This window comes from Enterobacter cloacae complex sp. 309I3, assembly GCF_050031595.1.
Classification (GTDB): domain Bacteria; phylum Pseudomonadota; class Gammaproteobacteria; order Enterobacterales; family Enterobacteriaceae; genus Enterobacter; species Enterobacter cloacae.
On sequence record NZ_JBLGWI010000001.1, the window covers coordinates 2,077,597 to 2,100,825 of the forward strand.

Below are 23,229 nucleotides of genomic sequence, written 5' to 3' on the forward strand. Positions count from 1 at the left end.
GGGATTAAACGGTGTCACCACCGTCCGGAAAATACAGGAGTTGTAAGCATGTTTACTGGTATTGTGCAGGGCACCGCTAAAGTGGTGTCCATTGATGAAAAACCTAATTTCCGTACCCACGTCGTTGAGCTGCCAGAATATATGCTGGATGGCATCGAAACCGGTGCCTCGGTTGCGCATAACGGCTGCTGCCTGACGGTGACCGAAATTAACGGCAACCAGATTAGCTTTGATTTAATGAAAGAAACGCTGCGTATCACCAACCTGGGCGAACTGGTGGTGGGCGATACCGTAAACGTAGAGCGTGCGGCGAAGTTCAGCGATGAAATTGGCGGCCACCTGATGTCGGGCCATATCATGACCACCGCCGAAGTGGCGAAAATTGTCACCTCTGAAAATAACCGTCAAATCTGGTTTAAAGTGCAGGATCCGTCATTAATGAAATACATCCTGTATAAAGGATTTATTGGTATTGATGGGATTAGCCTGACGGTCGGAGAAGTGACGCCGACGCGTTTTTGCGTGCATTTAATTCCGGAAACGCTACAGCGTACGACGCTGGCGGCGAAAAAACTGGGGCAGCGTGTGAATATCGAAATCGATCCGCAAACCCAGGCGGTCGTGGATACCGTCGAGCGTGTGCTGGCGGCGAAAGAGGCGGCCATAATAAAGGCCACCGAAGAAGAATAAAAAATAACCCCGGATACCCGGGGTTATTTTTTAGCGCGGCACACGTAAGCCGTGTTCAATCCCGCGACTAAAGACCACCTGCCAGAGCTGAATATCTCGCGCGCGGAACGCACCTGCGCAGGCATTCAGATAATAGCTGAACATCCGTTTAAATCGTTCAGAATAGTTGTCTGCAATCTCAGGCCACGCTTGCTGGAAACGTTCATGCCACGCCATAAGCGTGGTGTCGTAATCCGCGCCAAAGTTATGCCAGTCTTCCATAATGAAGTGGCTTTCGCTGGCGTTGGCAATCTGGCGAACGGAAGGCAAACAGCCATTCGGAAAGATGTATTTATTGATCCACGGGTCAACGTTATTGTCCGTGCGCTTAGAGCCTATGGTGTGCAGCAGGAAAATGCCGTCGGGTTTTAAATTACGATCCACCACCTCAAAATAGGTGTCGTAATTTTTCGGCCCCACGTGCTCAAACATGCCCACGGAAACAATGCGATCAAACTGCTCGTTGAGGTCGCGGTAATCCTGCAGACGGATATCAACGTCGAGACCCTGGCAGCGCTCCCGGGCCATTTTTTGCTGTTCGGCTGAAATGGTTACGCCGACCACGCTGACGCCGTAGTGCTTCGCCATAAAATACGCCAGACCGCCCCAGCCGCAGCCGATATCCAGCACACGCATGCCGGGCTGCAGCTGCAGTTTCTCGCTAATCAGACGCAGTTTATCCTGCTGGGCTTCTTCGAGGGTTGTCGCCTTTTTCCAGTAGGCGCAGGAGTATTGCATGAAGGGATCCAGCATGCGGCTGAACAAATCGTTACCGAGGTCGTAGTGCTCTTTGCCCACGATCCACGCCCGCTTTTTGCTTTGCAGATTGAACAAACGGGCGGAGGCGACGCGCAACGTATCTTTTATATTGCGGGGGAGCTGGTTCTCCAGACCGGCGCGCAACACGCTGGCAAAGAAAATATCCAGCCGCTCGCAATCCCACCAGCCATCCATATAGCTTTCGCCCAGCCCTAACGATCCCTCGCGAAGTACGCGTTTAAAAAAATCGGGATGTTTGACCTGCGGATCGGAGGGTGAAGATCCGTTGATAGTGATGCCTGCACGACCTAACAGTTCACTGACGATCCGGGACCAGTTATCGTCCGGAACGCTGACTTCTTCTATACACGATGAACTCATAGCTTCTCCATCACCTTACTGTGATCAGAACCTTCAAACAGCGTAGACGCTTTTTATGGTTTGTGAGAAATCTCACGGTAAATACCGCGAGGCTAGTATCCGACGTAGAACAGAGGAAGGGAGATAACCCTTGCCGAAATGCCTTCCATGGTAAAACGGGAGCACTCCGGCTCCCGTTAACACTTAATATTTATCGTATTTAATCGAACCAAATTTAGTATAGGCCTCAAAATTTGGTGATTCAATAGAAAATTCTTAGCAACCTAATCACTGAAATGTTACATATTTTCCCCAGTGATTACGCGTGCGACGTTTCCGCCTGAGCATGGTTCTCAAGCTCGCGCTGTGCGGCGGATTGCATGCGATAACCCATTACTGCCAGCGCAACGGTGACCAGCATCACGCTGGTGGTAGTCAACAGCGGGGTGGCAATCAGCGCTGACACCACCAGGCTTGCCAGGAAGCACAGGCCGAGCTGCAGGGTATTTTGCAGCGCCGCGGCGCGTCCTGTCGCCTGCGGGAAAGGACGTAACGCCTGTGCGACCACGATAGGGTAAATGGCACCGTTAGCCACCGCCATCACGCAGAACGGAATCAAAATCTCCGCCAGACCGACGCCCGGAATAAACCCGACGGCCCAGGTGGCGCCCACGCTCAAGGCAAACAGCGCCAGCAGCCAGGGCAGCATCTGCTGGCCTTCCCATTTCTGCAGCGCCGCACGGCAGCCGTATCCGCCCAGCAGGAAGGCGATGGTCTGCGGGACATAGCTCAGGCCAATGGCGGCCGGGCTGTATCCCATATCGTGCAGAATAAACGGCGAGCCGGTGAGCCAGGCGAAGAAGCTCGCCGAGCAGGCGGCATAGACCAGGACGTTACCACGATACGCTTTGGCGCTCAGCAGGGAGAAGAACGTGATCGGTTTGGCGTCAGCATGCGCCTCTTTTTTACGCGCGGGCTTGAGGGCAAAAGCCGGCAGCATCAGTACCAGTGTGATGGCAAACAGCGTGGCAAAAATGGCCTGCCAGTCAAAGTGCGCGAGGATCCAGCTGCCCAGCAGGGGAGCGAGGGCGGGTGACAGGCCAACCAGCGGCATAATGGTGGCGAAAATTCGGTTGGTACGGTTGGCCGGGTAGTAGTCGGTCACGAGAGCCTGCCAGGTTACCGCCGCGGCACAGACGCCGACGGCCTGCACAAAGCGCAGCACCAGCAGCCAGGTCGCATCGCGTACCCATAACATTCCCAGACAGCCTGCGGCAAAAATGGCCAGGCCCAGTAACAGCACCGGTTTACGCCCGAAGCGATCGGAGAGCGGGCCCCAGAGCAGCTGTGCGATGGCAAAACCGGCGAGGAACAAACTCAGGCTGGCGCTGATGGCCGCGGCTGGCGTTTGCAGATCTTCCTGCATCGCCGCAAACGCGGGCAGGTACATATCGGTGGCCAAAAAGCCCAGCACGCTCAAACCGCCGAGCCAGACTAAAAATCCATTCCTGGGTTGCATTGTTTTATTCTCCTTGAGGAGGCAGGTAGACACTGGCGCAGAGTGTAGGGAGTGCAAAGCGGGTTGTGAAACGCTAATATTTGGCGATTGCATTCAAATTTTTTGCAGGCAGAAAATGTGGTCAGATTATTCTCTTGAAGTAGTGGATGCTGTCGCGCGTAACGGCAGCTTTAGCGGTGCGGCGCAGGAGTTGCACCGCGTCCCTTCGGCTATCAGCTACACGGTGCGGCAGCTTGAAGAGTGGCTGGCGGTTCCGCTGTTCGAACGGCGGCATCGCGATGTGGAATTAACGCCTGCTGGCGCGTGGTTTTTGAAAGAAGGGCGTTCTGTTATCAAAAAAATGCTGATCACCCGCGAACAGTGCCAGCAGATCGCCAACGGCTGGCGCGGACATCTTTCCATCGCCGTGGACAATATCGTTAAGCCGGAGCGTACCCGGCAGATGATCGTGGATTTCTATCGCCATTTTTCAGACGTTGAACTTCGTGTCTCGCAGGAGGTATTCAACGGGGTCTGGGACGCGCTGGCGGACGGCAGGGCAGAGATGGCGATTGGCGCAACCCAGGCGATCCCCGTCGGGGGGCGCTATGCGTTTCGCGATATGGGCATGTTGAGCTGGAAATGCGTCGTGGCACACGATCATCCGCTGGCTGCCCTGGAGGGACCGCTGAGTGACGACACGCTGCGCAACTGGCCGTCGCTGGTGCTGGAGGATACCTCGCGCTCGTTGCCAAAACGTATTACCTGGCTTCTTGATAATCAGCGGCGGGTGGTAGCGCCGGACTGGGAATCCTCCGCGACCTGCCTCAGCGCCGGGCTGTGCGTCGCGATGGTTCCCGTCCATTTCGCTAAGCCGAGAATCGATACCGGTGAATGGGTCGAGCTGACGCTGGAGAATCCGTTCCCGGATGCGGCCTGCTGCCTGACATGGCAACAAAATGATGTGTCGCCCGCCATGGCATGGCTACTGGATTATCTGGGAGACAGCGAAACGCTTAACCGGGAATGGCTACGGGAGCCAGCTTAGCTGGCTCCACACGAGATTAACGACGGTAGTCGCGGAATGGACCATCCGCAACGGAACGGCGCTCGATAAGGCGCGGGTGAACTTCAATGGACTGCGACTCTTCACGTTTGTTGACGATCCTGTCCATCAGCATATTGAAGGCCGTTTCACCGAGGGAGTCCTTCGGCTGGTGGATGGTGGTCAGCGCAGGCGTAAAGAAGCGCGCGTTGCGCACGTTGTCATAGCCGATCACGGAGATATCCTGCGGCACGCGCAGGCCCAGCTCATCGGCTGCACACAGGGCCCCCATCGCCATGATGTCCCCGCCGCAGAACACCGCCGTTGGACGATGCGGCTGAGAAACGATCTGCTGCATGGCGCGGTAGCCAGACTCCGGCTCAAAGTCGCCCTGCACGATCCAGTTTTCCGGCACGGTGATCAGCGCTTCTTCCATCGCCTTCATAAACCCGGCCAGACGGCCAGCACCGGTGTTGCGCTCGAGCGGCCCCGGGATCACGCCTATTTCACGGTGACCGCGTTCAATCAGATAGCGGCCCGCCATATAACCGCCTTCGAAGGCGTTATCGATGACGGAGTCGGTAAAGTCGGCGCGCGCTTCGCCCCAGTCCATCACCACCATTGGGATATGACGATACTCTTCCAGCATGGAAAGGACGGATTCCGGGTATTCGGAACACATCACCAGCAGGCCATCCACACGCTTTTGCGCCATCATCGACAGATAGGCGCGCTGTTTTTCAATATTGTTCCACGCGTTGCCGAGGATAAGGGTATAGCCTTTCTGGAAACAGTTTTTCTCAACCGCTTCGATGATTTCGGCAAAATAGGCCGCTTCACTGCTGGTCGCCAGCAAACCAATGGATTTGGTGTGATTAACTTTAAGGCTACGCGCAACGGCACTCGGCGAGTAGTGCAGTTCTTTGATTGCCGCCCAGACGGCGTTGCGCGTCTCTTCCGCCACGAAGCGGGTTTTGTTAATTACATGTGATACGGTTGTAGTGGAAACGTTTGCGCGTTTTGCTACGTCTTTAATTGTTGCCATTAAATGTCACTCCAGACCATATCCTAAACTCCTGAAAACCTTGAAGGTAAACGTTTGCCTTCTCTCACCCTTATCACGCAATCTTGAATTGCGGCACGCCAGGAAAACGACACGGGACGTCAGGAGGGGGGCAATGGCCGGTACGCTAATAAATTTAGCGTGGAATTTTGTCCTATCTTGATGAAAAGGGGAAGAGCTAAAGTGGTTATCCGTTTAAATCCTGGAAGATTTTTGACGTAAATTGTGTAAAAATGAGCAAGCTCACTTTTCGTGGGGGGATTAAAAGGAGAAAAATTGATGAGTTCCGATCTGAAGTTTTCGCTGTTCACCACCGTTATTGTGCTGGCGCTGATTGTTGCTGCAGGTCTGACGGCTGCACTGCACTGATTTACGCGGAGGGGGCGTTCGCTCTCTCCCGCTTGCCCTGATTGTTACATCTCCGGCAAAAATCTTTTGCCAATTTGTTAACTTCTCATTTTTTGTGATTGATGTCATGCTTTCGGCTTCTTTGTTCTGTGTCACCACATGACACGGCATCCGGAGTTGACGCATGAAAATCAATTTTCCCCTGCTGGCCCTGGCGATTGGCGCTTTTGGGATTGGCACCACTGAATTTTCCCCTATGGGACTCTTACCGGTTATCGCCCGCGGTGTGGACGTCTCTATCCCTGCAGCCGGGATGTTAATCAGCGCCTATGCCATTGGTGTGATGGTAGGGGCACCGCTGATGACGCTGTTGCTTTCCCACCGAGCGCGCCGCAATGCGCTGATTTTCCTGATGGCTATCTTTACCCTTGGCAACGTGCTCTCCGCCATTTCGCCTGATTACACCACGCTGATGCTGTCACGTATCCTGACAAGCCTTAACCACGGCGCTTTCTTTGGGCTGGGGTCGGTGGTGGCGGCAAGCGTGGTGCCCAAACACAAGCAGGCGAGTGCCGTGGCAACCATGTTTATGGGCCTGACCATCGCCAACATTGGCGGCGTTCCTGCGGCCACCTGGCTGGGTGAGGTCATTGGCTGGCGTATGTCGTTCCTCGCAACCGCCGTACTGGGCGTTGTCGCGATGGTGGCGTTGTTCTTCTCTCTGCCGAAAGGCAGCGCTGGTGAGCGTCCTGAAGTTCGTAAAGAGCTGTCGGTACTGATGCGTCCGCAGGTCCTTTCTGCGCTGCTCACCACCGTGCTGGGTGCCGGGGCGATGTTTACCCTTTACACCTATATTTCGCCGGTGCTGCATGACATCACTCACGCGACGCCGATCTTTATCACCGCGATGCTGGTGCTGATTGGCGTGGGCTTCTCGATTGGTAACTATCTGGGCGGGAAATTTGCTGACCGCTCCGTGAGCGGAACGCTGAAGGGTTTTCTGACCCTGCTGATTGTCATCATGATTGCCATTCCCTGGCTGGCGCGTAATGAGTTTGGCGCGGCCATTGCGATGGTCGTCTGGGGTGCGGCCACCTTTGCCGTGGTTCCGCCGCTGCAGATGCGCGTAATGCGTGTCGCGCATGAGGCGCCGGGTCTTTCATCGTCGGTGAATATTGGCGCGTTCAATCTGGGCAATGCGCTCGGTGCCGCAGCGGGCGGTGCTGTGATTTCGGGTGGTCTGGGATACAGCTTTGTGCCGGTGATGGGGGCCATTATTGCCGCGCTTGGCCTGCTGTTAGTGATGATGTCGGGTCGTAAACAGCCTGAAGCGGCCTGTGCTGCCGAATAAAAAAACGCAGAAGGGGAAACCCTTCTGCGTCTCTCTTACGCGGCGAAGTTCTTCGCCACAAAGTCCCAGTTAACCAGTGCCCAGAAGTGCTCCAGGTAGTTAGGACGCGCGTTACGGTAATCAATGTAGTACGCGTGTTCCCAGACATCCACGGTCATCAGCGGAGTCGCGCTGGTGGTCAGTGGTGTACCCGCGTTAGACGTGGAGACGATAGCCAGTTTGCCATCGGCCTCTTTTACCAGCCATGTCCAGCCAGAACCGAAGTTTTTGATTGCGGCATCGGTAAATTTCGCTTTGAACTCCGCAAAGCTGCCAAAGGCGGCGTTAATCGCAGCAGCCAGTTCGCCGGTCGGCTCGCCGCCAGCATTTGGTGCCAGGCAGTGCCAGTAGAAGGTGTGGTTCCACACCTGAGCAGCGTTGTTGAATACGCCACCGTCTGAACTGCGGACGATCTCTTCCAGCGTTTTGCCTTCAAAATCGGTGCCCTTGATCAGGTTGTTCAGGTTGGTGACATAGGTCTGGTGATGTTTGCCGTAATGATATTCCAGGGTTTCCGCAGAAATGTGCGGTGCCAGGGCGTCTTTTGCATACGGTAGTGCAGGTAATTCGAACGACATTGCTTCTCTCCTTATTGTATTTTGCGTTGCCAATAACCACACAGACAACAAGGACAGGATAGCAAATTGAAAGGGTATGCAAAAGAGGAACTTACCCTGCCGTAGTGACGGCAGGGCAGGGTTTAGCGGATGGTTTTCGGCGTCATGACGCGGCGTGCGCCGACGTAGTGACGCACCCAGTAGTCTTCGCTAAGCGAGGTGATCTGAATGTCCTGGCCGCTTCGTGGGGACTGAATAAACTTCCCGTTACCCACATACACGCCGACGTGATCAGCCGTACCGCGACCCTGGGTGCGGAAGAAGACCAGATCGCCATTTTGCAGCTCGCCACGGTTAACGGGGGCGGCGTCGCGCAGGTGGTACATTTCATTGGCGGTACGCGGAATGCGGAATTTCACCAGATCTTTATAGGCGTAATACACCAGCCCGCTGCAGTCAAAACCGGTGCGGGGAGAGGTACCACCCCAGCGATACGGTTTGCCAATTTGCCCCATCAGCTTATTCATCGCCGTTTTTTGCGCTTTCTGTACCCGAACCTTATGCGCGTCGGCAATTTTTGTCACTTTCGTGCATTTGGCTTTATGCCCTTTGCGCGTGGTGCATTTTTCCGTTACGAGGTTGGCAGCAGTTTTTGAGGCTTTACGTTTCGATGCGAGGGCAGTGCGGGAAGATGTTAATTTCGATTTGCTGGAGGCGGTCTTTTTCGTTTGAGCGGTTGTTTTTTTCTTTTCGTTCTTACTGGTAGTCTTTTTTTTACGTTCTGTGGTTTTTGCCAGATGCGTTTTTTGCACAGCAGAGTGCCGCGCCTGTTGAGAGGCGTTTGCCGCTGGCGTGAAAGAGAGTGATGTAAACAGTAAAGCACAGAGCGTGATCGAGATTTTATTTATCCGCGCCACTGGGCAGTCCCCTGATAAATGCAGGTCATCAATAATACCCGCGTGTGATTTACAAAGCCCGTCGATTCTAATCCATAAAAACCCGAGAAGTTAATAGCATTTTTCAATCTAAAAACCTGTTTCGTTAGCAAGTGCAAAAAAATTCATCGATTTGTCGCACAATTGTTCACGCCCTAAGCAAAACCCTGCCTGCCGCGGGGTTAAGCACCATTTACAATGCAACTTTTCGGCACTCGCGATAAAATAGCTATACGTGACAAAAATGTTATTTTCCGATGCCAGTCTGAACCGCTACAATGTCAGACTAATGCCGTAACAGAAGTTAAAGGAAGCAAGACATGAGCACCACTATTGAAAAAATCCAGCGCCAGATCGCTGAAAACCCGATTCTGCTGTATATGAAAGGTTCTCCGAAGCTGCCAAGCTGTGGCTTCTCCGCGCAAGCGGTTCAGGCGCTGTCTGCCTGTGGTGAACGTTTTGCTTACGTTGATATCCTGCAGAACCCGGACATCCGCGCTGAGCTGCCAAAATACGCGAACTGGCCGACGTTCCCGCAGCTGTGGGTCGACGGTGAACTGGTTGGCGGTTGCGATATCCTGATTGAAATGTATCAGCGCGGCGAACTGCAGCAGCTGATCAAAGAGACGGCTGCGAAGTACAAAACCGAAGAGCCGGACGCAGAGTAATTTTCTGCGCAAATAAAAAAGCGACCTTAAGAGGTCGCTTTTTTTTATTCTTCGCTGTCGCCCATCGCCAGCGGCCAGCCGCCCAGACGCTTCCAGCGGTTGACTATTTCACAGAACAGCTCTGCGGTGCGCTCCGTATCATACAGCGCGGAGTGCGCCTGCGTGCCGTCAAACTCAATCCCGGCCGTAATACAGGCTTTTGACAAGACCGTTTGTCCCAGCGCCAGGCCACTCAGTGCGGCGGTGTCAAAGGTCACAAACGGGTGGAAGGGGTTACGCTTAAGAGAGGCTCGCTCGGCGGCGGCCATCGTAAAGCTGTGATCGAACGTGGCGTTATGTGCCACCATAATGGCGCGGCTGCAGTTGCTCTCTTTCATGCCTTTACGCACCATTTTGAAAATGGCGTGCAGCGCGTCATATTCGCTCACCGCACCGCGCAGCGGGTTATGCGGATCGATGCCATTAAACGCCAGCGCCTCTGGCTGCAGGTTTGCGCCTTCAAAGGGCTCAACGTGGAAATGCAGCGTGGTGTCCGGTGTAAGCCAGCCCTCTTCATCCATCTTCAGCGTGATGGCGGCAATTTCAAGCAGCGCATCGGTTTTAGCGTTAAATCCGGCTGTTTCGACATCAATGACAACAGGATAAAAACCACGAAAACGGTCGCACAGACCGGTAAGTTGAGCGTTATCGGACATCAGGGTCTCTTACAAGGGGAAAAAAGCAGAGCGCATTATGGCAAATTTTGGCGTGGGATGCAGTAAAACAACGGGCGCACAGTGCGCCCTGAGGGATCAGTTGCCCAGACCGCGACCGGCGTCTTTGGCTTCAATCAGCTCGATTTTATAACCGTCTGGATCTTCAACAAACGCAATCACGGTGGTGCCGCCTTTTACCGGGCCCGCTTCACGCGTGACGTTGCCACCGTTGCTGCGAATGCGTTCACAGGCTTCTGCCGCGTTGTCCACTTCCAGCGCGATGTGGCCATACGCCGTGCCCAGCTCATAGCTGTCGACGCCCCAGTTATAGGTCAGTTCGATAACCGCTTCATCCGTTTCCGGGCCGTAACCCACGAATGCCAGCGAGTATTTGTATTCCGGGTTTTCGCTGGTGCGCAGCAGCTTCATACCCAGTACGTTAGTGTAGAAATCGATGGAACGTTGCAGATCGCCAACGCGCAGCATGGTGTGAAGTAGGCGCATAATTTCCTCATTAACCAATGGAGTAGAGTATCTTTTTGAACAGAAACGATGTTTTAGTATAGCGGCGAAAGGCCGCCGCTATCAATGCACAACGGAGAGATTACAGCGTAGGGTAGTCGGTATAGCCTTCCGCGCCGCCGCCGTAGAAGCTTTCCGGGCGCTGTGGGTTCAGCGCTGCTTTCTGCTGCAGACGGGCAACCAGGTCCGGGTTGGCAATGTAATCACGACCAAAGGCCACGGCGTCGATCAACCCTTTATTAATCAGATCTTCGGCTTTCTCAGGCGTATAGGCCCCCGCACCGATGATCACCCCGTGGAAACGCTCGCGCACTTTCTGGCGGAAGGCCTCAGAGTAAGGCTGACCACCGGCCCAGTCCGGCTCGGACATGTGCAGATACGCGATACCGCGTTTCGCCAGTTCTTCAATCAGATACAGCGCGTCCGCTTCTTCGTTCGGACCGTTGTCGACGTTCTGGAACGTACCGATTGGGGAGACGCGAATACCAATACGGTCCGGGCTCCACTCCTGACAAACGGCATCAACCACTTCCAGCACCAGACGGGCGCGGTTTTCGACGCTGCCACCGTACTGGTCGGTGCGGTGGTTGGACGACGGTGAAAGGAACTGGTGCAGGAGGTAACCGTGCGCGGAATGCAGTTCAACCAGATCAAAACCGGCTTCGCGGGCGTTAGCTACGGCCTGACGGAAATCGTTCACGATACCCGGGATCTCGTCCAGCTCAAGGGCGCGTGGCGTTGAGGTATCGACGCGGATCGCGTTACCGTTTTCATCGCGCAGGGAAGTGCGGGTATTCGCATTCAGGGCCGACGCGGAAACCGGCGCCTGACCGCCAGGCTGAATGCTGCTGTGAGAGATACGACCGGTGTGCCACAGCTGAACCGCAATGCGACCCTCTTCGGCGTGAACGCCAGCGGTGATTTTCTTCCAGGCGGCAATCTGCTCCGGGCTGTGCAGGCCTGGTGCGCCGGCATATCCCTTCGCCTGTGCGGAAATCTGCGTGGCTTCAGTGATGATGAGGCCAGAGCTGGCGCGCTGACGATAGTATTCACCCATCAGTGGGGTTGGGATATCACCCGGCTCAATGCTGCGCAGACGGGTGAGTGGGGCCATAAACACGCGGTTTGGTGCGGTGACGGCGCCCACTTTCAGTGGGGTGAAAAGTTTTTCAGCTGACATAACGACTCCTGAGTAGACCAGTCGACTAGTAATTAAGTAAATAAAAACGCCTGCTACACGCCAGGCGCAGTAATGCTGCTATTAACATGTGCCAGTGCGCTTTCCAGCGGCACGGCACTGCGGGAAATTTTGGCCTGCAGGTTCGCCCCTAACCAGAGCGAATATAAAACCTGCGCCTGCGTTAACGCCTCACCGGCGAAGGCCAGCGTTTTTTCACGGCGGCCATTCTCAAGCGCCTGCGCCAGCAGGGTGATAACGCCGCTGGCACCTTTATCCATTGCCGCGCGCATATCTTCGGAGAGATCGCACACTTCTGCAGAGAGTTTTACCGTCAGGCAACCGCTGATAATGCCCTGCTGACAGAACTGGTTCAGCGTTTCCTGATAGTAGTTGAGAACACGATCCCGATAGTTTCCTTCACCACTGGCGAAATGGGTAGCCAGGCGTTGATGGTAGCTGGCATAGTGCCGCTCTAGCATCGCCACGCCAAACGCCTCTTTGGATCGGAAGTAGTGATAAAACGACCCCTTTGGCACTTCAGCGGTTTTAAGTAACTCGCTTAACCCCATACCGGTAAACCCGCGATGCATGCAAAGCCGCTCGCCGGTCGCCAGTAAATGTTCGCGTGTATCGTGTTCAGTATTTCTGCTCATGACCAAACTCTAATAGACCGTTCGGTCTATTGCAAGGGCGTTTACTGACGACATGCGCGCAGGATATCCAGTTGCTGCTGATAAACCGTTGATTTCACATCCATCATACCCAGTACGGTAGAGAACAGATTATCCTGCGAAACCGCATTTTTTGCTGCGTAGTCGCGCAGGCACTGCGCGTTGATACCAAAGTTTTTCGCGTAGTCCGGTGATAACCAGAACATGAACGGAATGTGCGTTTGTTGCTCTGGCGCCAGCATGTACGGCGTGCCGTGCAGATAAATTCCGCTTTCGCCCAGCGATTCGCCGTGGTCGGAAAGGTAAATCAGCGCGGTGTTCATATTTGCCTGACGTGCCTTCAGCGCATCGATGGTTTTGCTGACCACGCTGTCGGTATACAGAATGGTGTTGTCATAGGTATTCATCAGCGCCTGGTGATCGCAATCCTGAATCTCATTGGTGTCGCAGGTTGGGGTGAATTTGCGGAAATTGTCCGGGTAACGGTGATAGTAAGCCGGGCCGTGGCTGCCCATCAGGTGGATAACCAGTACGGTGTCCTGTTTCAGGCCGTCCAGCACGTTGTCGAGACGGTAGAAGTTCACATCATCAATACAGGACTTGTCTTTGCAGAACTGATCCAGGTTCCACTGGGTCATATCGGTATGGGGTACGCGGTCGCAGGCACCTTTACAGCCGCCGTCATTGTCGCGCCACAGCAGGTTGATTCCCGCGTGTTTGAGCACATCGAGCAACCCTTCCTGGTGATGCGCCAGGTCGGCATCGTATTTGCTGCGCGTCATCCCGGAGAACATGCAGGGAACGGAAACGGCCGTTTCGGTACCGCATGACGTGGCCTGCGGGAAGTTGATGACATCCTGCTTTTTCAGTTCCGGGTTCGTTTCACGGCCATAACCATTCAGCGAGTAGTTCGCGGCACGTGAGGCCTCACCGACAACCAGCACCAGAACTGTTTTCTTGTTCTGTCCTGCAATCAGCGGGCCTTTATGCGCATCTTCACCTATACGCACCAGCGTTTGGTCACCTTCGAACCAGCGCATTTTGCTGTATTTCATCATGGCGCTGATGTAGTTAGCTGGGGTGACCATCTTGACGATGCTCTTATTGTTGCGAAACAGCGACGCATAATCTTTATAAAACACGGCGGCGACGAGGATGATCACCAGCAGGGCGCCAAGCATGGCGGCAACGCGCATCAGCAGCGCATACCACCATTTTCCGGTCTGAATACGCGTCATCGCCAACACCACGGAAGGAACCAGTCCTGCTATGACAATCCACAGAATCATCTGCGGCGTGACCAGCGCTGTGGCTTCCTGAGAGTTGGTTTCGAACACGTTAACAATCATGTTCTGATCGATCACCGCGCCATAGGTATACATAAAGTACGTTGCCGCGGCACAGCCGACGGTTAAGACGATCAGCAGCGGCTTACGGATAAAGGGGATATTGAGCAGGCTGAAGACAATCACCCAGCCGCAGAACAGCACCAGCGGCACGGACGCGGCAAAAAGGATATCGTGAAGCCTTGCCGGGGCAATAATGGCCCAGCTACGTTGAATAAACAGTGCGTTTATCAGCGTAAAGAAAAGCGCACAACCCAGAGTGAATTTTATATCGTTACACTGTAACTTCTTCGTTAACCACATCGAAAAGAAACCTGTCATCATATTGATGAGGCGAGTATAGAGAGGGAAGATTAGTGAAACCTTAATGCCACAAAACTGTGGTAAAGCCCTTGCACGTGGGGCGTTTAACGTCTTCACTGTAGGTGAGTGTCGGTATTCGGAGGTGAACGTGGCAGAGCAGCTGGAGTTTTTCCCCATCCAGAGCCCGTGCCGGGGGATTTGTCAGGTGGATGAACGCGGTTATTGCCGTGGGTGTATGCGTACCCGCGACGAGCGGTTTAACTGGCAAAATTTCAGCGACATGCAAAAGCAGGAGGTGCTTCGCCTCTGCCGCCAGCGGTTTCTGCGCAAAATACGTGCAAACAAGCCGGGTGAAACCGAAGAACCCCAGCAACCTTCACTGTTTTAACACGCTTATTGCGTATACTCATGACATCACTTCCTTGAGGAAAATGTTATGGTTCAGCGTATTACCCTTGCCCCCCAGGGGCCAGAATTCTCCCGCTTTGTGATGGGTTACTGGCGCCTGATGGACTGGAATATGTCCCCCCTGCAACTGGCGAGCTTCATTGAGGAGCACCTCGATTTAGGGATCACCACCGTCGATCATGCTGACATTTATGGCGGCTATGCGTGTGAAGCGGCGTTCGGAGAAGCCCTCAAGCTGGTTCCGGCGCTGCGTAAGCGGATGGAAATTGTCACCAAATGCGGTATTGCCACGACGGCAAAACCTGAACATACCCTTGGTCATTACATTACCGACAGCGCACACATCATCAAAAGTGCCGAGCAGTCGCTGGTGAACCTGGCAACGGATCATATCGACCTGCTGCTGATCCACCGTCCCGACCCGTTAATGGATGCCGATGAGGTCGCTGAAGCCTTCCTGACGCTGCATCAAAGCGGCAAAGTGCGTCATTTTGGCGTCTCAAACTTTACCCCGGCGCAGTTTGCGCTGCTGCAGTCTCGTCTGCCCTTTACCCTGGCCACCAACCAGGTGGAAATCTCCCCGGTGCATCAGCCATTGTTGCTGGATGGTACGCTCGATCAGCTGCAACAGCTGCGCATCCGTCCTATGGCGTGGTCTTGCCTTGGTGGCGGTCGTCTGTTCAATGACGATGAATTCCAGCCGCTGCGCAATGAGCTGGAAACCATTGCCCGTGAACTGAACGCTGAGAACATCGAACAGGTGGTTTACGCGTGGATCCTGCGTCTGCCGTCGAAACCGCTACCGATCATTGGTTCCGGTAAAATTGAACGCGTGCGTTCTGCCCTGGCGGCTGAAGAGCTGCAGATGAGCCGTCAGCAGTGGTTCCGCATCCGCAAAGCTGCGCTCGGTTACGACGTACCGTAAACCGGTAAAAATGTGACTTTCCGGTGAAATCTTTGCCTCTGGTATACACTTAAGAGGCAAAAAATAACCAGCGGAGGTCATATGAAGCGTTTTGCTCTGGCACTGGTCACGCTGGTTGTTTGCGCAGGGGCGCAGGCAGCCAGCGATGAAGTAGAAATGAATCTCGTCACCTCGCAGGGCGTAGGTCAGTCCATCGGCACAGTGAAAATCACTGAAACCGACAAAGGACTGGAATTTGCGCCCGATCTCAAGGCCCTGCCTCCCGGCGAACATGGTTTTCATGTTCATGCTAAGGGGAGTTGTCAGCCCGCGTTAAAAGAGGGTAAACCCTCGGCAGCAGAGGCGGCAGGCGGCCACCTTGACCCACAACATTCCGGTAAGCATGAGGGCCCGAACGGAATGGGCCATCTGGGCGATCTGCCCGTGCTGGTGGTAAATAATGACGGCAAAGCCACGGATCCGGTTGTGGCGCCACGCCTCAAAAAGCTGGATGAGGTGAAAGGCAAGGCGCTAATGATCCACGTCGGCGGCGACAATATGTCCGATCAGCCGAAACCGCTTGGTGGTGGTGGGGCACGCTATGCCTGCGGGGTGATCTGATCCCCAATCGTCCCCGGCGGTGGCGCTTGTTCCAGCTGCGAGAGGGAACAGTGCAGCCGCCAGATTATCGACGCTAAATCACGCGCGGCGGGCTGATGGTGGTGAGCAAGACTGTCGCAGATCCGCTGCAGTTCAGTCAGCGTCGCTTCCAGCGGGCGTTGCTGAACGCCGCGTTCACTCATCACATCGCGTAGCAGAGAGATGCACACGTCGCGCACCTGCGACAGCGGATCGGAGCGTGTCTCCCATGCGCGAAGTTGCCAGACCACGTGGGAACAGTTCAGCAAGACCACTCCCCAACGCAGCAGCCAGCGGCGGGAAAGCGAGTCCTGGCTGTTATTTAGCTGGCTGACATGGTGGTACACCAGCGATTCATACTCACTTTCACGCAGATGCGGTTTACGGCTGAGCTGATCGACAAACCCTCGTCGAAGCTCGCGGATATGGCGTCGGCTTTTACGCGCGTCTGAGCCGGGGCGTAATACGGCAAAAGCCAGCCACGCCAGACCCACCCCCAGGATTTTTGCCAGATTATCATTGAGAAAATCGGCGTAATCATAAACCGGCGGGTTTGTGACTGAGATAAACGAGCCCATAAAGACAATCAACTGACCCCAGAGTCCCGCCAGTTTTGGCATTTGCAGCTTCAGAAGCTGCATCGTGGTTAATAGCGGAAACAGAAACAGCAGGAACTGCCACAGGTCGCTTATCTGCACCATCAGGCCGAACTTGACCACAAAGCTGAACAGCGATAACAACACCAGCGTGCGCAGCAGCAGCGTAAGCGAGTTGAACGGCGAGGCGGCGACGGAGTAGAGCACGCAACTGATGGCGGCCAGCGTGAGCGCGGCGGAGCCAGATTCCCACTGCGTGGTGATGCTCCATGCCCCCACCAGCGTCAGGGCGCAAAAGGTTCGAAAACCGCTCCACAGCGCTTCCAGATAGTCAGTGTGCCGCGCCAGCGCCGGGCTACTGGGAACGGCGAATTCCGTTATCGGCGTGGCATTTTCAACGGCCTTGATCCAGCGACTGCTACGCAGATACAGGCGGCAAAAGTAGTTCAGACGCTGCCAGAAGGCGCGGTGGCGATAATCGTACTCATCTTTCGGCGCAAGCGGGGCGATAATGCGGGCCACCGTGTAGATGTCGGCATCCGGGCGGGCAAGGGCTGCGAGCAGCGTTTCAATGATGGCGCGGGTGTTTTCCGGTGGCGTTGACCAGTTGAGTAACATCCGGCGCAGGCTGGAGATCGCACTGGTCATCCGTAGCTGCTGGTGAAGCAGGTAGTTCAGCAGGGTATTCTGGCGGCGAAAACGATAATGGCTCCAGAAGGCCTGAATGCGTAACAGATTCATGGTCAGGATCTGACCAATCACCTTTTCATGCGCCAGGCGAATCTCATCGTTAGTATCCGGCTGCCAGAGCAGGCTCGCATGTTCCAGCAAGCGGGTATGCATGGTCTTCAGCGCCGTGATAAGCGCGGTGCCGTCGGAGGTGCTGGGCAGGATCATCATCATAAACCCGCCGCTCAGAATACCGACAATAACTTCACAGACGCGCGCCTGGGCGATATCCCATAACTCGGTGGTATCGAGAACGTTAACTACCGGAAAGGCAATAATTGCGGCGGTATAGCCCGCCAGCTGGAAGGCGTAGGCGACGTTGTTGGTAAAGTGGGCGCAGGCCCAGGTACAGCATCCCAGCCATGCCGCCATGCTCAGTAAAAAAAGCCACGGATCGTTCAGGGTATGGCCTGCAATGATCAGCGCCGCAGTGGCACCGAGCAGGCTGCCCGCGATGCGCCCAAGGCTTTTACTGATCACTCCGCCAACGGTCGGGAAGCTCACGACCGCCGCGGAGGTCATGGCCCAGTAAGGCTCGTCAAGGTTCAGATAGTAGGCGACGGTCAGCGCAAGGCACATGGCAATGCCATTGCGCAGGGCGTAGCGCCACTGAGGGCGCGTTGCTTTCATCCACGGCAGATTTCGCCAGGAGAAGGCATTCATCAGGGTGTTCCGATCGAGACAGTACAGGTTGTGCCGGAGACCAGCGTTAACCCCTGCGGTAAGCGGTCAAATTCAACCCGAACCGGCACGCGCTGGGCCAGACGCACCCAGGGGACATTAGGTTTGATGTCGGGAACCAGGCCTGAATCGGTTTCAACGCTCTGATCGTAAATGGCACGGCCAATGCTGGAAACGTGACCCTGTAACCTTTGCGAGCCGCTATAAAGCGTTATCGTGGCAGGGGCACCTTCCCGAATGTGGCGAAGTTTGGTCTCTTCAAAATAGCCCACGACGTAAAACGAGTGGCTGTCGACCAGCGCGAAAATCGGTTGGCCGGTGGTGGCATAATTACCCACGCGGGCAGAGAGGTTCGTCACCCAGCCATCGACAGGGGCCTGTACCACGGTTTGCGTCAGTTCCCATTGCGCCTGTTTGAGCGTTGCCTCTGCCACATTGACGTTGGCCTGCATCGCCTTGACGTTGATGTTGGCGGTATCCAGGTCTTCGGCAGAGATATAGTTTTGTGATAAATGCCGACGACGCGTGGCTTCGTTGTTCGCTTTCGCCAGTTCAGTCTGGGCCTTAGCCAGCTGGGCCTGGGCGTTTAGGATCGCGATATGGTAAGGGGTGTCGTCAATGCGGAATAAAACATCTCCCTTTTTAACGAACTGGTTATCCTTAACCAGAAGCGCCGTGATACTGCCAGATACCTGCGGGGTGATACTCACCTGCTCAGCGCGAATTTTACCGTCGCGTGTCCAGGGTGACTGCATATAAAAATTCCACAGCCACCAGCCGGCAACCAGGGCCAGAGCCAGGACAAAGAGGGTGGAAAAGTACTTCAGCGTTTTCAGGGGCATAATCACCACACAATCAGCACAGCAAGGCCAAGAGACACGGAGAGGGCGAACAGGGAGAGATCCATCAGCATGGGGTGCCAGATCTCGCCAGAATACATCCAGTCGCGGAGCAGACGATGTGCGACAAGCCAGATCACAAAGCCCACCAGAACGGCTTTAAACAGGGGAGGAAAGTAGACTGATGCACCGAAGATCAGGTCCTGAAGGGGCAGCCCCTCTGAGCGATGAAAAAACGTCACGAGCAGAGATCCTTTGCAGTGAACAGAATGCCGGGATGGCTTGTCTTAATGAGATGGAACATCACTTTTCAGTGTAAGTCATACTTTTAAATTTGATGAATGTCGTAATGCATTTGTTTTGGCAATACAAATGCTGCACACTATTCTAAAATCAGTATAATAACTTAGCAAGCTAATTATAAGGAGATGAAATTGGAATCGCCATTAGGTTCTGATCTGGCAAGGTTGGTACGCGTCTGGCGTGCTCTGATTGACCATCGCCTGAAACCTCTGGAATTGACACAGACGCATTGGGTCACGCTGCACAACATTCATCAGCTGCCGCCCGACCAGTCACAAATTCAACTGGCAAAGGCGATTGGTATTGAGCAGCCGTCGCTGGTGCGTACGCTTGACCAACTGGAAGAGAAGGGGCTGATCTCCCGACAAACCTGTGCCAGCGACCGTCGCGCCAAGCGAATTAAACTCACTGAGAAAGCGGCTCCCATTATCACTGAAATGGAAGCAGTGATTACCAAAACGCGCGGTGAGATCCTGTCCGGGGTTTCCCCTGCGGAGCTTGAAATGCTCATCAGTCTGATTGGACGCCTTGAGCAGAACATTCACGACCTGCAGGCACGCGACGCCTGACCTTATCAGGCCTTGCATTCGCAAGGCCTTTTATCATCTGGAGACGATCACCCGGTTGCGACCCGTCTCTTTCGCCTCATACATCGCTTTATCAGCCTTTTCCACACACTCTTCAGCCGTCGTCTCCACGGACGTTGCCGTAAAGACGCCCATGCTGATGGTAATGGGCTCCGGAAGCTGTCCCCCGCTGCTGGTCTTATCAAAGCTGCTCAGTTTCAGGCGGATGCGTTCCGCCACCTGGTACGCGGCTGCTGAAGGGGTGTTGGTTAACATCAACACAAATTCCTCACCGCCAATACGTGCGGCAATATCCTGAGGCCGTACGGAATCCATCAGCAGATGCGCCACAAACTGCAACACTTTGTCGCCCTGCAGATGGCCGTAGCAGTCGTTGATGCGCTTGAAGCGGTCGAGATCGCTGACGATAACCGAAACCGGACGGCTGGCTTTACAGGCACCGAGTGCCTGGTTTAGCGAGTCGTAAAAATAGCTGCGATTGTAGAGGCGGGTCAGAGGATCGCGAATCGAGTTTTGATACGACTGTTGATATTTCAAATGCGAGTCGCGATAGAGTCTAAAGACATCATAAAGCAGAACAAAAATAATCAATAACGTCGCAACAGTTTCAAATAAGCGCGCTCGATACCAGGAAATATCCTCCGCGTGTCCGCCTGCTAATAGCATCGCGAGCGTCACGATATAACAGACACATAAAAAATTACCGCCCACCCAAAAAATATTGCGTACGCGGGTAATAACCATTAGCGTTGCTAATGTCACCACCCAAAGAATAATCAAGACGATATTTATTGCATGGCTCCAGAGAACCATAAATTGATGGGTTTCATTATCCACCAGGTCTAACGACATTAATGATGAGTGGCTGGAGCTAAGCCAGGCCAACAGCACCATGCCCACCATAAACAGAAATGTACCGGCAACAATGGCGATATGCGCCGCACGTGAAAGCGGATTATCCCTGACGATATATAGCAGGGCCGACGCAATCATCAGCACCGCCATTAACAGATGGCGGTACATAAAGAAGATCATCGTATCGTTATAGTCCACGACGTTGAGCTGGTAGAGATCAAGCCAGGCCGGGAAACTGGTAAGCGTACCCACCATCAGCATGGCTGAACCGGCAAAGGCAAAAGCGATAGCAATCAGGTACAACCGTCTTCTGTCACACCAGTATTTCATGGCCATAAAGCAGGCAATAAACAGATGGAATACCAGTAAAAAAATGGTGAGTGTAGGGAATAAAAGCGGTGAGAAAGAGGGAACCCATTCGACCAGTTTTAAAAATAAAATTTGTAATATTCCAATGACGACAATGCACCCTAAACAGAATGGAATATAGGGTTTTTTCACGTACCGGGAGATCGCAAGCATAAGTATGTTTCAACGAAAATAATAAATAAAAAAGTTAATTGAGATTAGCCTAATGCAAAAGAGAGGGGAATACTTTGCGCAGGAACAAGATACGGCGTGGTTAATTATTCATTGCCTGAATAAATTTTGTAAAACTATTTATTATAATGATGCTATTTGTAAAAGGATGCGGCCTGGCAGCCACATCCTTTTTATGAATTAACGCGGAGAAACGGTAACCTGGCTACCGTTGCTTGCCAGCACGACGCGCTGACCTGCAGAGAAGCGGGTGCTGCCCTGTTTCTGCACAACCATAATGGTGCTGCCGTCGTCTTTACGAATTTCCAGCTCTACGCCCTGGGTTTTATTCATCGCACCCTGAACGCCCTGGCCTGCTACGCCACCCGCAACGGCACCTGCCGCAGTCGCCAGAGAACGGCCTGTACCACCGCCTACGGTGTTACCCAGGAAGCCACCCAGAACCGCACCGCCGATGGCACCCATGACGTTGTTCTCGTCACCACCCTGAATTTGAACAGGACGTGCGTTAACAATCGTACCGTAAGTCACGTTCTGAACCTGTTTCGCTTCAGAAGCGCTATAAACGTCGCCAGAAAGTGAACTGTCATTCACACAGCCAGCCAGAGTTAAACCAATCAGCGAAACGCCCAGTACACGTAAAATCATTTGAATCTCCTGTTCACCAAAAACGCCCAATCCGGGCATCCGTTATGGCTAAATTATATGGCATAAAGGGCCATCGTTCATATCTTTGCACTAACAATCGGAAAATTGTACTTGAATTTGACTTAACGAGAGATAAACAAAATTTCGACGCGTTACCTCACTGAGAGTGTTAAAAAATATTATCGCCTAATGGCAAAGCGGGGCTGTTTATGGTTGAGTGGTTATCCTTAGCCCACGCAACGTAAGGAAAGCGCATGAAATCGGGTCGCTATATTGGTGTGATGTCTGGCACCAGTCTGGATGGGGTAGATGTCGTTCTGGCCGCCATAGACGAAAACATGGTGGCACAACAGGCAAGTCTGACCTGGCCTATCCCTGTTTCGCTGAAAGAGGAGATCCTGAGCATCTGCCAGGGGCAACAGCTGACGCTTTCGCAGCTTGGACAGCTTGATGTCAGGCTGGGGGCGCTGTTTGCCGATGCGGTGCTGGCACTGATGCATAAAGAGAATCTCCGGCCGCAGGATGTGGTCGCGATTGGCTGTCACGGGCAGACCGTCTGGCACGAACCCACTGGCGATGCGCCGCATACCCTGCAAATTGGCGATAATAATCAGATTGTGGCAAAAACGGGCGTCACGGTCGTGGGTGATTTCCGGCGTCGCGACATCGCGCTGGGCGGGCAGGGTGCGCCGCTGGTGCCGGCCTTCCACCAGGCGTTGCTGGGGCACTCGTCAGAGCGCCGTATGGTGCTTAACATTGGCGGTATTGCCAACCTGTCGATGCTGATCCCGGGCCAGCCGGTACGGGGATATGATACCGGCCCGGGTAACATGCTGATGGATGCCTGGATCTGGCGTCAGTGCGGTAAACCGTATGATAAAGACGCGGAGTGGGCGAGTGAAGGCAAAGTCATTATCCCGCTGCTGCAGTCCATGCTTAGCGATCCCTGGTTTGCCCTGCCGGCACCAAAAAGCACGGGACGCGAGTATTTTAACTATGGCTGGCTTGAACGTCAGCTGGCTCGGTTCCCGGCGCTGGCACCGCAGGATGTTCAGGCGACGCTGGCCGAGCTCACGGCGGTCTCCATATCAGAACAGGTACTTTTGAGCGGTGGCTGCGAACGTCTGCTGGTCTGCGGGGGCGGAAGCCGCAACCCGCTGGTGATGGCGCGCCTTGCCGGCTTGTTGCCGGGCACCGAAGTGACAACCACCGATGAAGCCGGCATCAGCGGAGACGACATGGAAGCGCTGGCCTTCGCCTGGCTTGCCTGGCGCACCGTTGCCGGGCTGCCGGGGAATTTGCCCTCAGTCACCGGCGCACGCGAAGCCAGCGTTCTCGGTGCCATTTTCCCGGCCAATCCCCGCCATAATCAGAGTTAACTGAAATTCAGCGCAGCGCGTCGCCGGTAAAATAAAAGGGAACAGGAGGGCC

25 protein-coding genes are annotated in these 23,229 nt (G+C 54.3%); 10 read left to right on the forward strand and 15 right to left on the reverse strand.

Annotation, left to right across the window (positions count from 1 at the left end):
- Positions 1 to 48: 48 nt before the first annotated feature.
- The gene (locus ACQG22_RS09905; RefSeq protein WP_369706619.1) at positions 49 to 690 is read left to right on the forward strand and encodes a riboflavin synthase subunit alpha; all 642 of its coding nucleotides are present in this window, start codon (positions 49 to 51) and stop codon (positions 688 to 690) included.
- 30 nt (positions 691 to 720) lie between these two features.
- Here the strand turns inward: ACQG22_RS09905 and cfa are convergent, their stop codons facing one another.
- Complete coding sequence (cfa, locus tag ACQG22_RS09910; RefSeq protein ID WP_013096932.1) at positions 721 to 1,869, reverse strand: cyclopropane fatty acyl phospholipid synthase; 1,149 nt, start codon at positions 1,867 to 1,869, stop codon at positions 721 to 723.
- 298 nt (positions 1,870 to 2,167) lie between these two features.
- Complete coding sequence (gene punC / locus ACQG22_RS09915) at positions 2,168 to 3,367, reverse strand: purine nucleoside transporter PunC (RefSeq protein ID WP_038419207.1); 1,200 nt, start codon at positions 3,365 to 3,367, stop codon at positions 2,168 to 2,170.
- Positions 3,368 to 3,482: 115 nt separating this feature from the next.
- Here punC and punR point away from each other — a divergent pair, with 115 nt between their 5' ends.
- Entirely contained in the window at positions 3,483 to 4,394 is a 912-nt protein-coding gene (gene punR / locus ACQG22_RS09920) for a DNA-binding transcriptional activator PunR (protein ID WP_369706620.1), read from the forward strand.
- A 16-nt stretch (positions 4,395 to 4,410) separates the two neighbouring features.
- Here the strand turns inward: punR and purR are convergent, their stop codons facing one another.
- Positions 4,411 to 5,436 carry an HTH-type transcriptional repressor PurR gene (purR, locus tag ACQG22_RS09925; RefSeq protein WP_013096929.1) on the reverse strand — a complete coding sequence of 342 codons (1,026 nt, stop codon included), beginning with the start codon at positions 5,434 to 5,436 and terminating at the stop codon, positions 4,411 to 4,413.
- Positions 5,437 to 5,733: 297 nt separating this feature from the next.
- Between purR and ACQG22_RS09930 the strand changes: the two genes are divergently transcribed.
- The gene (locus ACQG22_RS09930; protein ID WP_020688313.1) at positions 5,734 to 5,823 is read left to right on the forward strand and encodes a YnhF family membrane protein; all 90 of its coding nucleotides are present in this window, start codon (positions 5,734 to 5,736) and stop codon (positions 5,821 to 5,823) included.
- A 163-nt stretch (positions 5,824 to 5,986) separates the two neighbouring features.
- Positions 5,987 to 7,153, forward strand: a complete 1,167-nt coding sequence (locus tag ACQG22_RS09935; protein WP_023621710.1) for an MFS transporter — start codon at positions 5,987 to 5,989, stop codon at positions 7,151 to 7,153.
- A 35-nt stretch (positions 7,154 to 7,188) separates the two neighbouring features.
- Here the strand turns inward: ACQG22_RS09935 and sodB are convergent, their stop codons facing one another.
- A complete protein-coding gene (sodB, locus tag ACQG22_RS09940; protein WP_029882771.1) occupies positions 7,189 to 7,770 on the reverse strand; it encodes a superoxide dismutase [Fe] in 582 nt (193 codons plus the stop codon).
- Positions 7,771 to 7,892: 122 nt separating this feature from the next.
- Entirely contained in the window at positions 7,893 to 8,666 is a 774-nt protein-coding gene (locus ACQG22_RS09945; RefSeq protein ID WP_095427170.1) for a C40 family peptidase, read from the reverse strand.
- 338 nt (positions 8,667 to 9,004) lie between these two features.
- On the opposite strand from ACQG22_RS09945, the gene grxD reads away from it, so the two are divergent.
- Positions 9,005 to 9,352, forward strand: coding sequence for a monothiol glutaredoxin 4 (gene grxD, locus ACQG22_RS09950; RefSeq protein WP_003832760.1), 348 nt, complete (start codon positions 9,005 to 9,007; stop codon positions 9,350 to 9,352).
- 44 nt (positions 9,353 to 9,396) lie between these two features.
- On the opposite strand, the gene rnt is transcribed toward grxD, so the two are convergent.
- The 5 genes from rnt to eptA all read right to left on the reverse strand — a co-directional run bounded on the left by rnt (position 9,397) and on the right by eptA (position 14,069).
- Positions 9,397 to 10,047: a ribonuclease T gene (gene rnt, locus ACQG22_RS09955; RefSeq protein WP_013096924.1), complete on the reverse strand. Its 651-nt coding sequence runs from the start codon at positions 10,045 to 10,047 to the stop codon at positions 9,397 to 9,399.
- A 96-nt stretch (positions 10,048 to 10,143) separates the two neighbouring features.
- Complete coding sequence (gene gloA / locus ACQG22_RS09960; RefSeq protein WP_013096923.1) at positions 10,144 to 10,551, reverse strand: lactoylglutathione lyase; 408 nt, start codon at positions 10,549 to 10,551, stop codon at positions 10,144 to 10,146.
- Positions 10,552 to 10,651: 100 nt separating this feature from the next.
- Complete coding sequence (locus tag ACQG22_RS09965) at positions 10,652 to 11,749, reverse strand: alkene reductase (RefSeq protein ID WP_029882773.1); 1,098 nt, start codon at positions 11,747 to 11,749, stop codon at positions 10,652 to 10,654.
- A gap of 53 nt (positions 11,750 to 11,802) precedes the next feature.
- Positions 11,803 to 12,402, reverse strand: a complete 600-nt coding sequence (locus ACQG22_RS09970; RefSeq protein ID WP_246932050.1) for a TetR/AcrR family transcriptional regulator — start codon at positions 12,400 to 12,402, stop codon at positions 11,803 to 11,805.
- A 41-nt stretch (positions 12,403 to 12,443) separates the two neighbouring features.
- Positions 12,444 to 14,069: a phosphoethanolamine transferase EptA gene (gene eptA / locus ACQG22_RS09975; RefSeq protein ID WP_251999773.1), complete on the reverse strand. Its 1,626-nt coding sequence runs from the start codon at positions 14,067 to 14,069 to the stop codon at positions 12,444 to 12,446.
- A gap of 148 nt (positions 14,070 to 14,217) precedes the next feature.
- Between eptA and ACQG22_RS09980 the strand changes: the two genes are divergently transcribed.
- The 3 genes from ACQG22_RS09980 (at position 14,218) to sodC (ending at position 16,002) form a co-directional block, all read left to right on the forward strand.
- Entirely contained in the window at positions 14,218 to 14,457 is a 240-nt protein-coding gene (locus tag ACQG22_RS09980; protein WP_038420902.1) for a DUF1289 domain-containing protein, read from the forward strand.
- 48 nt (positions 14,458 to 14,505) lie between these two features.
- Positions 14,506 to 15,402: an aldo/keto reductase gene (locus tag ACQG22_RS09985; RefSeq protein WP_038419214.1), complete on the forward strand. Its 897-nt coding sequence runs from the start codon at positions 14,506 to 14,508 to the stop codon at positions 15,400 to 15,402.
- An 81-nt stretch (positions 15,403 to 15,483) separates the two neighbouring features.
- Entirely contained in the window at positions 15,484 to 16,002 is a 519-nt protein-coding gene (gene sodC / locus ACQG22_RS09990; protein WP_013096917.1) for a superoxide dismutase [Cu-Zn] SodC, read from the forward strand.
- Here sodC and ACQG22_RS09995 read toward each other — a convergent pair.
- The 3 genes from ACQG22_RS09995 to ACQG22_RS10005 are packed head-to-tail and all read right to left on the reverse strand — an operon-like array spanning position 15,981 to position 19,107.
- The gene (locus ACQG22_RS09995; RefSeq protein ID WP_130626028.1) at positions 15,981 to 18,008 is read right to left on the reverse strand and encodes an FUSC family protein; all 2,028 of its coding nucleotides are present in this window, start codon (positions 18,006 to 18,008) and stop codon (positions 15,981 to 15,983) included. The genes sodC and ACQG22_RS09995 overlap by 22 nt on opposite strands.
- Entirely contained in the window at positions 18,008 to 18,868 is an 861-nt protein-coding gene (locus ACQG22_RS10000; protein ID WP_013096915.1) for an efflux RND transporter periplasmic adaptor subunit, read from the reverse strand. Before ACQG22_RS10000 ends, ACQG22_RS09995 begins: the two co-directional genes overlap by 1 nt.
- Positions 18,869 to 18,870: 2 nt before the next feature.
- A complete protein-coding gene (locus ACQG22_RS10005; protein ID WP_013096914.1) occupies positions 18,871 to 19,107 on the reverse strand; it encodes a DUF1656 domain-containing protein in 237 nt (78 codons plus the stop codon).
- A 186-nt stretch (positions 19,108 to 19,293) separates the two neighbouring features.
- On the opposite strand from ACQG22_RS10005, the gene slyA reads away from it, so the two are divergent.
- A complete protein-coding gene (slyA, locus tag ACQG22_RS10010; protein WP_020688303.1) occupies positions 19,294 to 19,737 on the forward strand; it encodes a transcriptional regulator SlyA in 444 nt (147 codons plus the stop codon).
- A gap of 33 nt (positions 19,738 to 19,770) precedes the next feature.
- On the opposite strand, the gene ACQG22_RS10015 is transcribed toward slyA, so the two are convergent.
- Both ACQG22_RS10015 and slyB read right to left on the reverse strand, forming a co-directional pair.
- Positions 19,771 to 21,132, reverse strand: a complete 1,362-nt coding sequence (locus tag ACQG22_RS10015) for a sensor domain-containing diguanylate cyclase (protein ID WP_040023036.1) — start codon at positions 21,130 to 21,132, stop codon at positions 19,771 to 19,773.
- 198 nt (positions 21,133 to 21,330) lie between these two features.
- Positions 21,331 to 21,798, reverse strand: a complete 468-nt coding sequence (slyB, locus tag ACQG22_RS10020; protein ID WP_013096912.1) for an outer membrane lipoprotein SlyB — start codon at positions 21,796 to 21,798, stop codon at positions 21,331 to 21,333.
- A 254-nt stretch (positions 21,799 to 22,052) separates the two neighbouring features.
- Between slyB and anmK the strand changes: the two genes are divergently transcribed.
- Complete coding sequence (anmK, locus tag ACQG22_RS10025; protein WP_062857212.1) at positions 22,053 to 23,177, forward strand: anhydro-N-acetylmuramic acid kinase; 1,125 nt, start codon at positions 22,053 to 22,055, stop codon at positions 23,175 to 23,177.
- The last annotated feature ends 52 nt before the right edge of the window (positions 23,178 to 23,229 follow it).

Coding starts and splice junctions, on each gene's coding strand:
- ACQG22_RS09905 (WP_369706619.1), top strand. CDS start 49: ATGTTTACTGGTATTGTGCAGGGCACCGCTAAAGTGGTGTCCATTGAT.
- cfa (WP_013096932.1), bottom strand. CDS start 1,869: ATGAGTTCATCGTGTATAGAAGAAGTCAGCGTTCCGGACGATAACTGG.
- punC (WP_038419207.1), bottom strand. CDS start 3,367: ATGCAACCCAGGAATGGATTTTTAGTCTGGCTCGGCGGTTTGAGCGTG.
- punR (WP_369706620.1), top strand. CDS start 3,483: ATGTGGTCAGATTATTCTCTTGAAGTAGTGGATGCTGTCGCGCGTAAC.
- purR (WP_013096929.1), bottom strand. CDS start 5,436: ATGGCAACAATTAAAGACGTAGCAAAACGCGCAAACGTTTCCACTACA.
- ACQG22_RS09930 (WP_020688313.1), top strand. CDS start 5,734: ATGAGTTCCGATCTGAAGTTTTCGCTGTTCACCACCGTTATTGTGCTG.
- ACQG22_RS09935 (WP_023621710.1), top strand. CDS start 5,987: ATGAAAATCAATTTTCCCCTGCTGGCCCTGGCGATTGGCGCTTTTGGG.
- sodB (WP_029882771.1), bottom strand. CDS start 7,770: ATGTCGTTCGAATTACCTGCACTACCGTATGCAAAAGACGCCCTGGCA.
- grxD (WP_003832760.1), top strand. CDS start 9,005: ATGAGCACCACTATTGAAAAAATCCAGCGCCAGATCGCTGAAAACCCG.
- rnt (WP_013096924.1), bottom strand. CDS start 10,047: ATGTCCGATAACGCTCAACTTACCGGTCTGTGCGACCGTTTTCGTGGT.
- gloA (WP_013096923.1), bottom strand. CDS start 10,551: ATGCGCCTACTTCACACCATGCTGCGCGTTGGCGATCTGCAACGTTCC.
- ACQG22_RS09965 (WP_029882773.1), bottom strand. CDS start 11,749: ATGTCAGCTGAAAAACTTTTCACCCCACTGAAAGTGGGCGCCGTCACC.
- ACQG22_RS09970 (WP_246932050.1), bottom strand. CDS start 12,402: ATGAGCAGAAATACTGAACACGATACACGCGAACATTTACTGGCGACC.
- eptA (WP_251999773.1), bottom strand. CDS start 14,069: ATGTGGTTAACGAAGAAGTTACAGTGTAACGATATAAAATTCACTCTG.
- ACQG22_RS09985 (WP_038419214.1), top strand. CDS start 14,506: ATGGTTCAGCGTATTACCCTTGCCCCCCAGGGGCCAGAATTCTCCCGC.
- sodC (WP_013096917.1), top strand. CDS start 15,484: ATGAAGCGTTTTGCTCTGGCACTGGTCACGCTGGTTGTTTGCGCAGGG.
- ACQG22_RS09995 (WP_130626028.1), bottom strand. CDS start 18,008: ATGAATGCCTTCTCCTGGCGAAATCTGCCGTGGATGAAAGCAACGCGC.
- ACQG22_RS10000 (WP_013096915.1), bottom strand. CDS start 18,868: ATGCCCCTGAAAACGCTGAAGTACTTTTCCACCCTCTTTGTCCTGGCT.
- slyA (WP_020688303.1), top strand. CDS start 19,294: ATGAAATTGGAATCGCCATTAGGTTCTGATCTGGCAAGGTTGGTACGC.
- ACQG22_RS10015 (WP_040023036.1), bottom strand. CDS start 21,132: ATGCTTGCGATCTCCCGGTACGTGAAAAAACCCTATATTCCATTCTGT.
- slyB (WP_013096912.1), bottom strand. CDS start 21,798: ATGATTTTACGTGTACTGGGCGTTTCGCTGATTGGTTTAACTCTGGCT.
- anmK (WP_062857212.1), top strand. CDS start 22,053: ATGAAATCGGGTCGCTATATTGGTGTGATGTCTGGCACCAGTCTGGAT.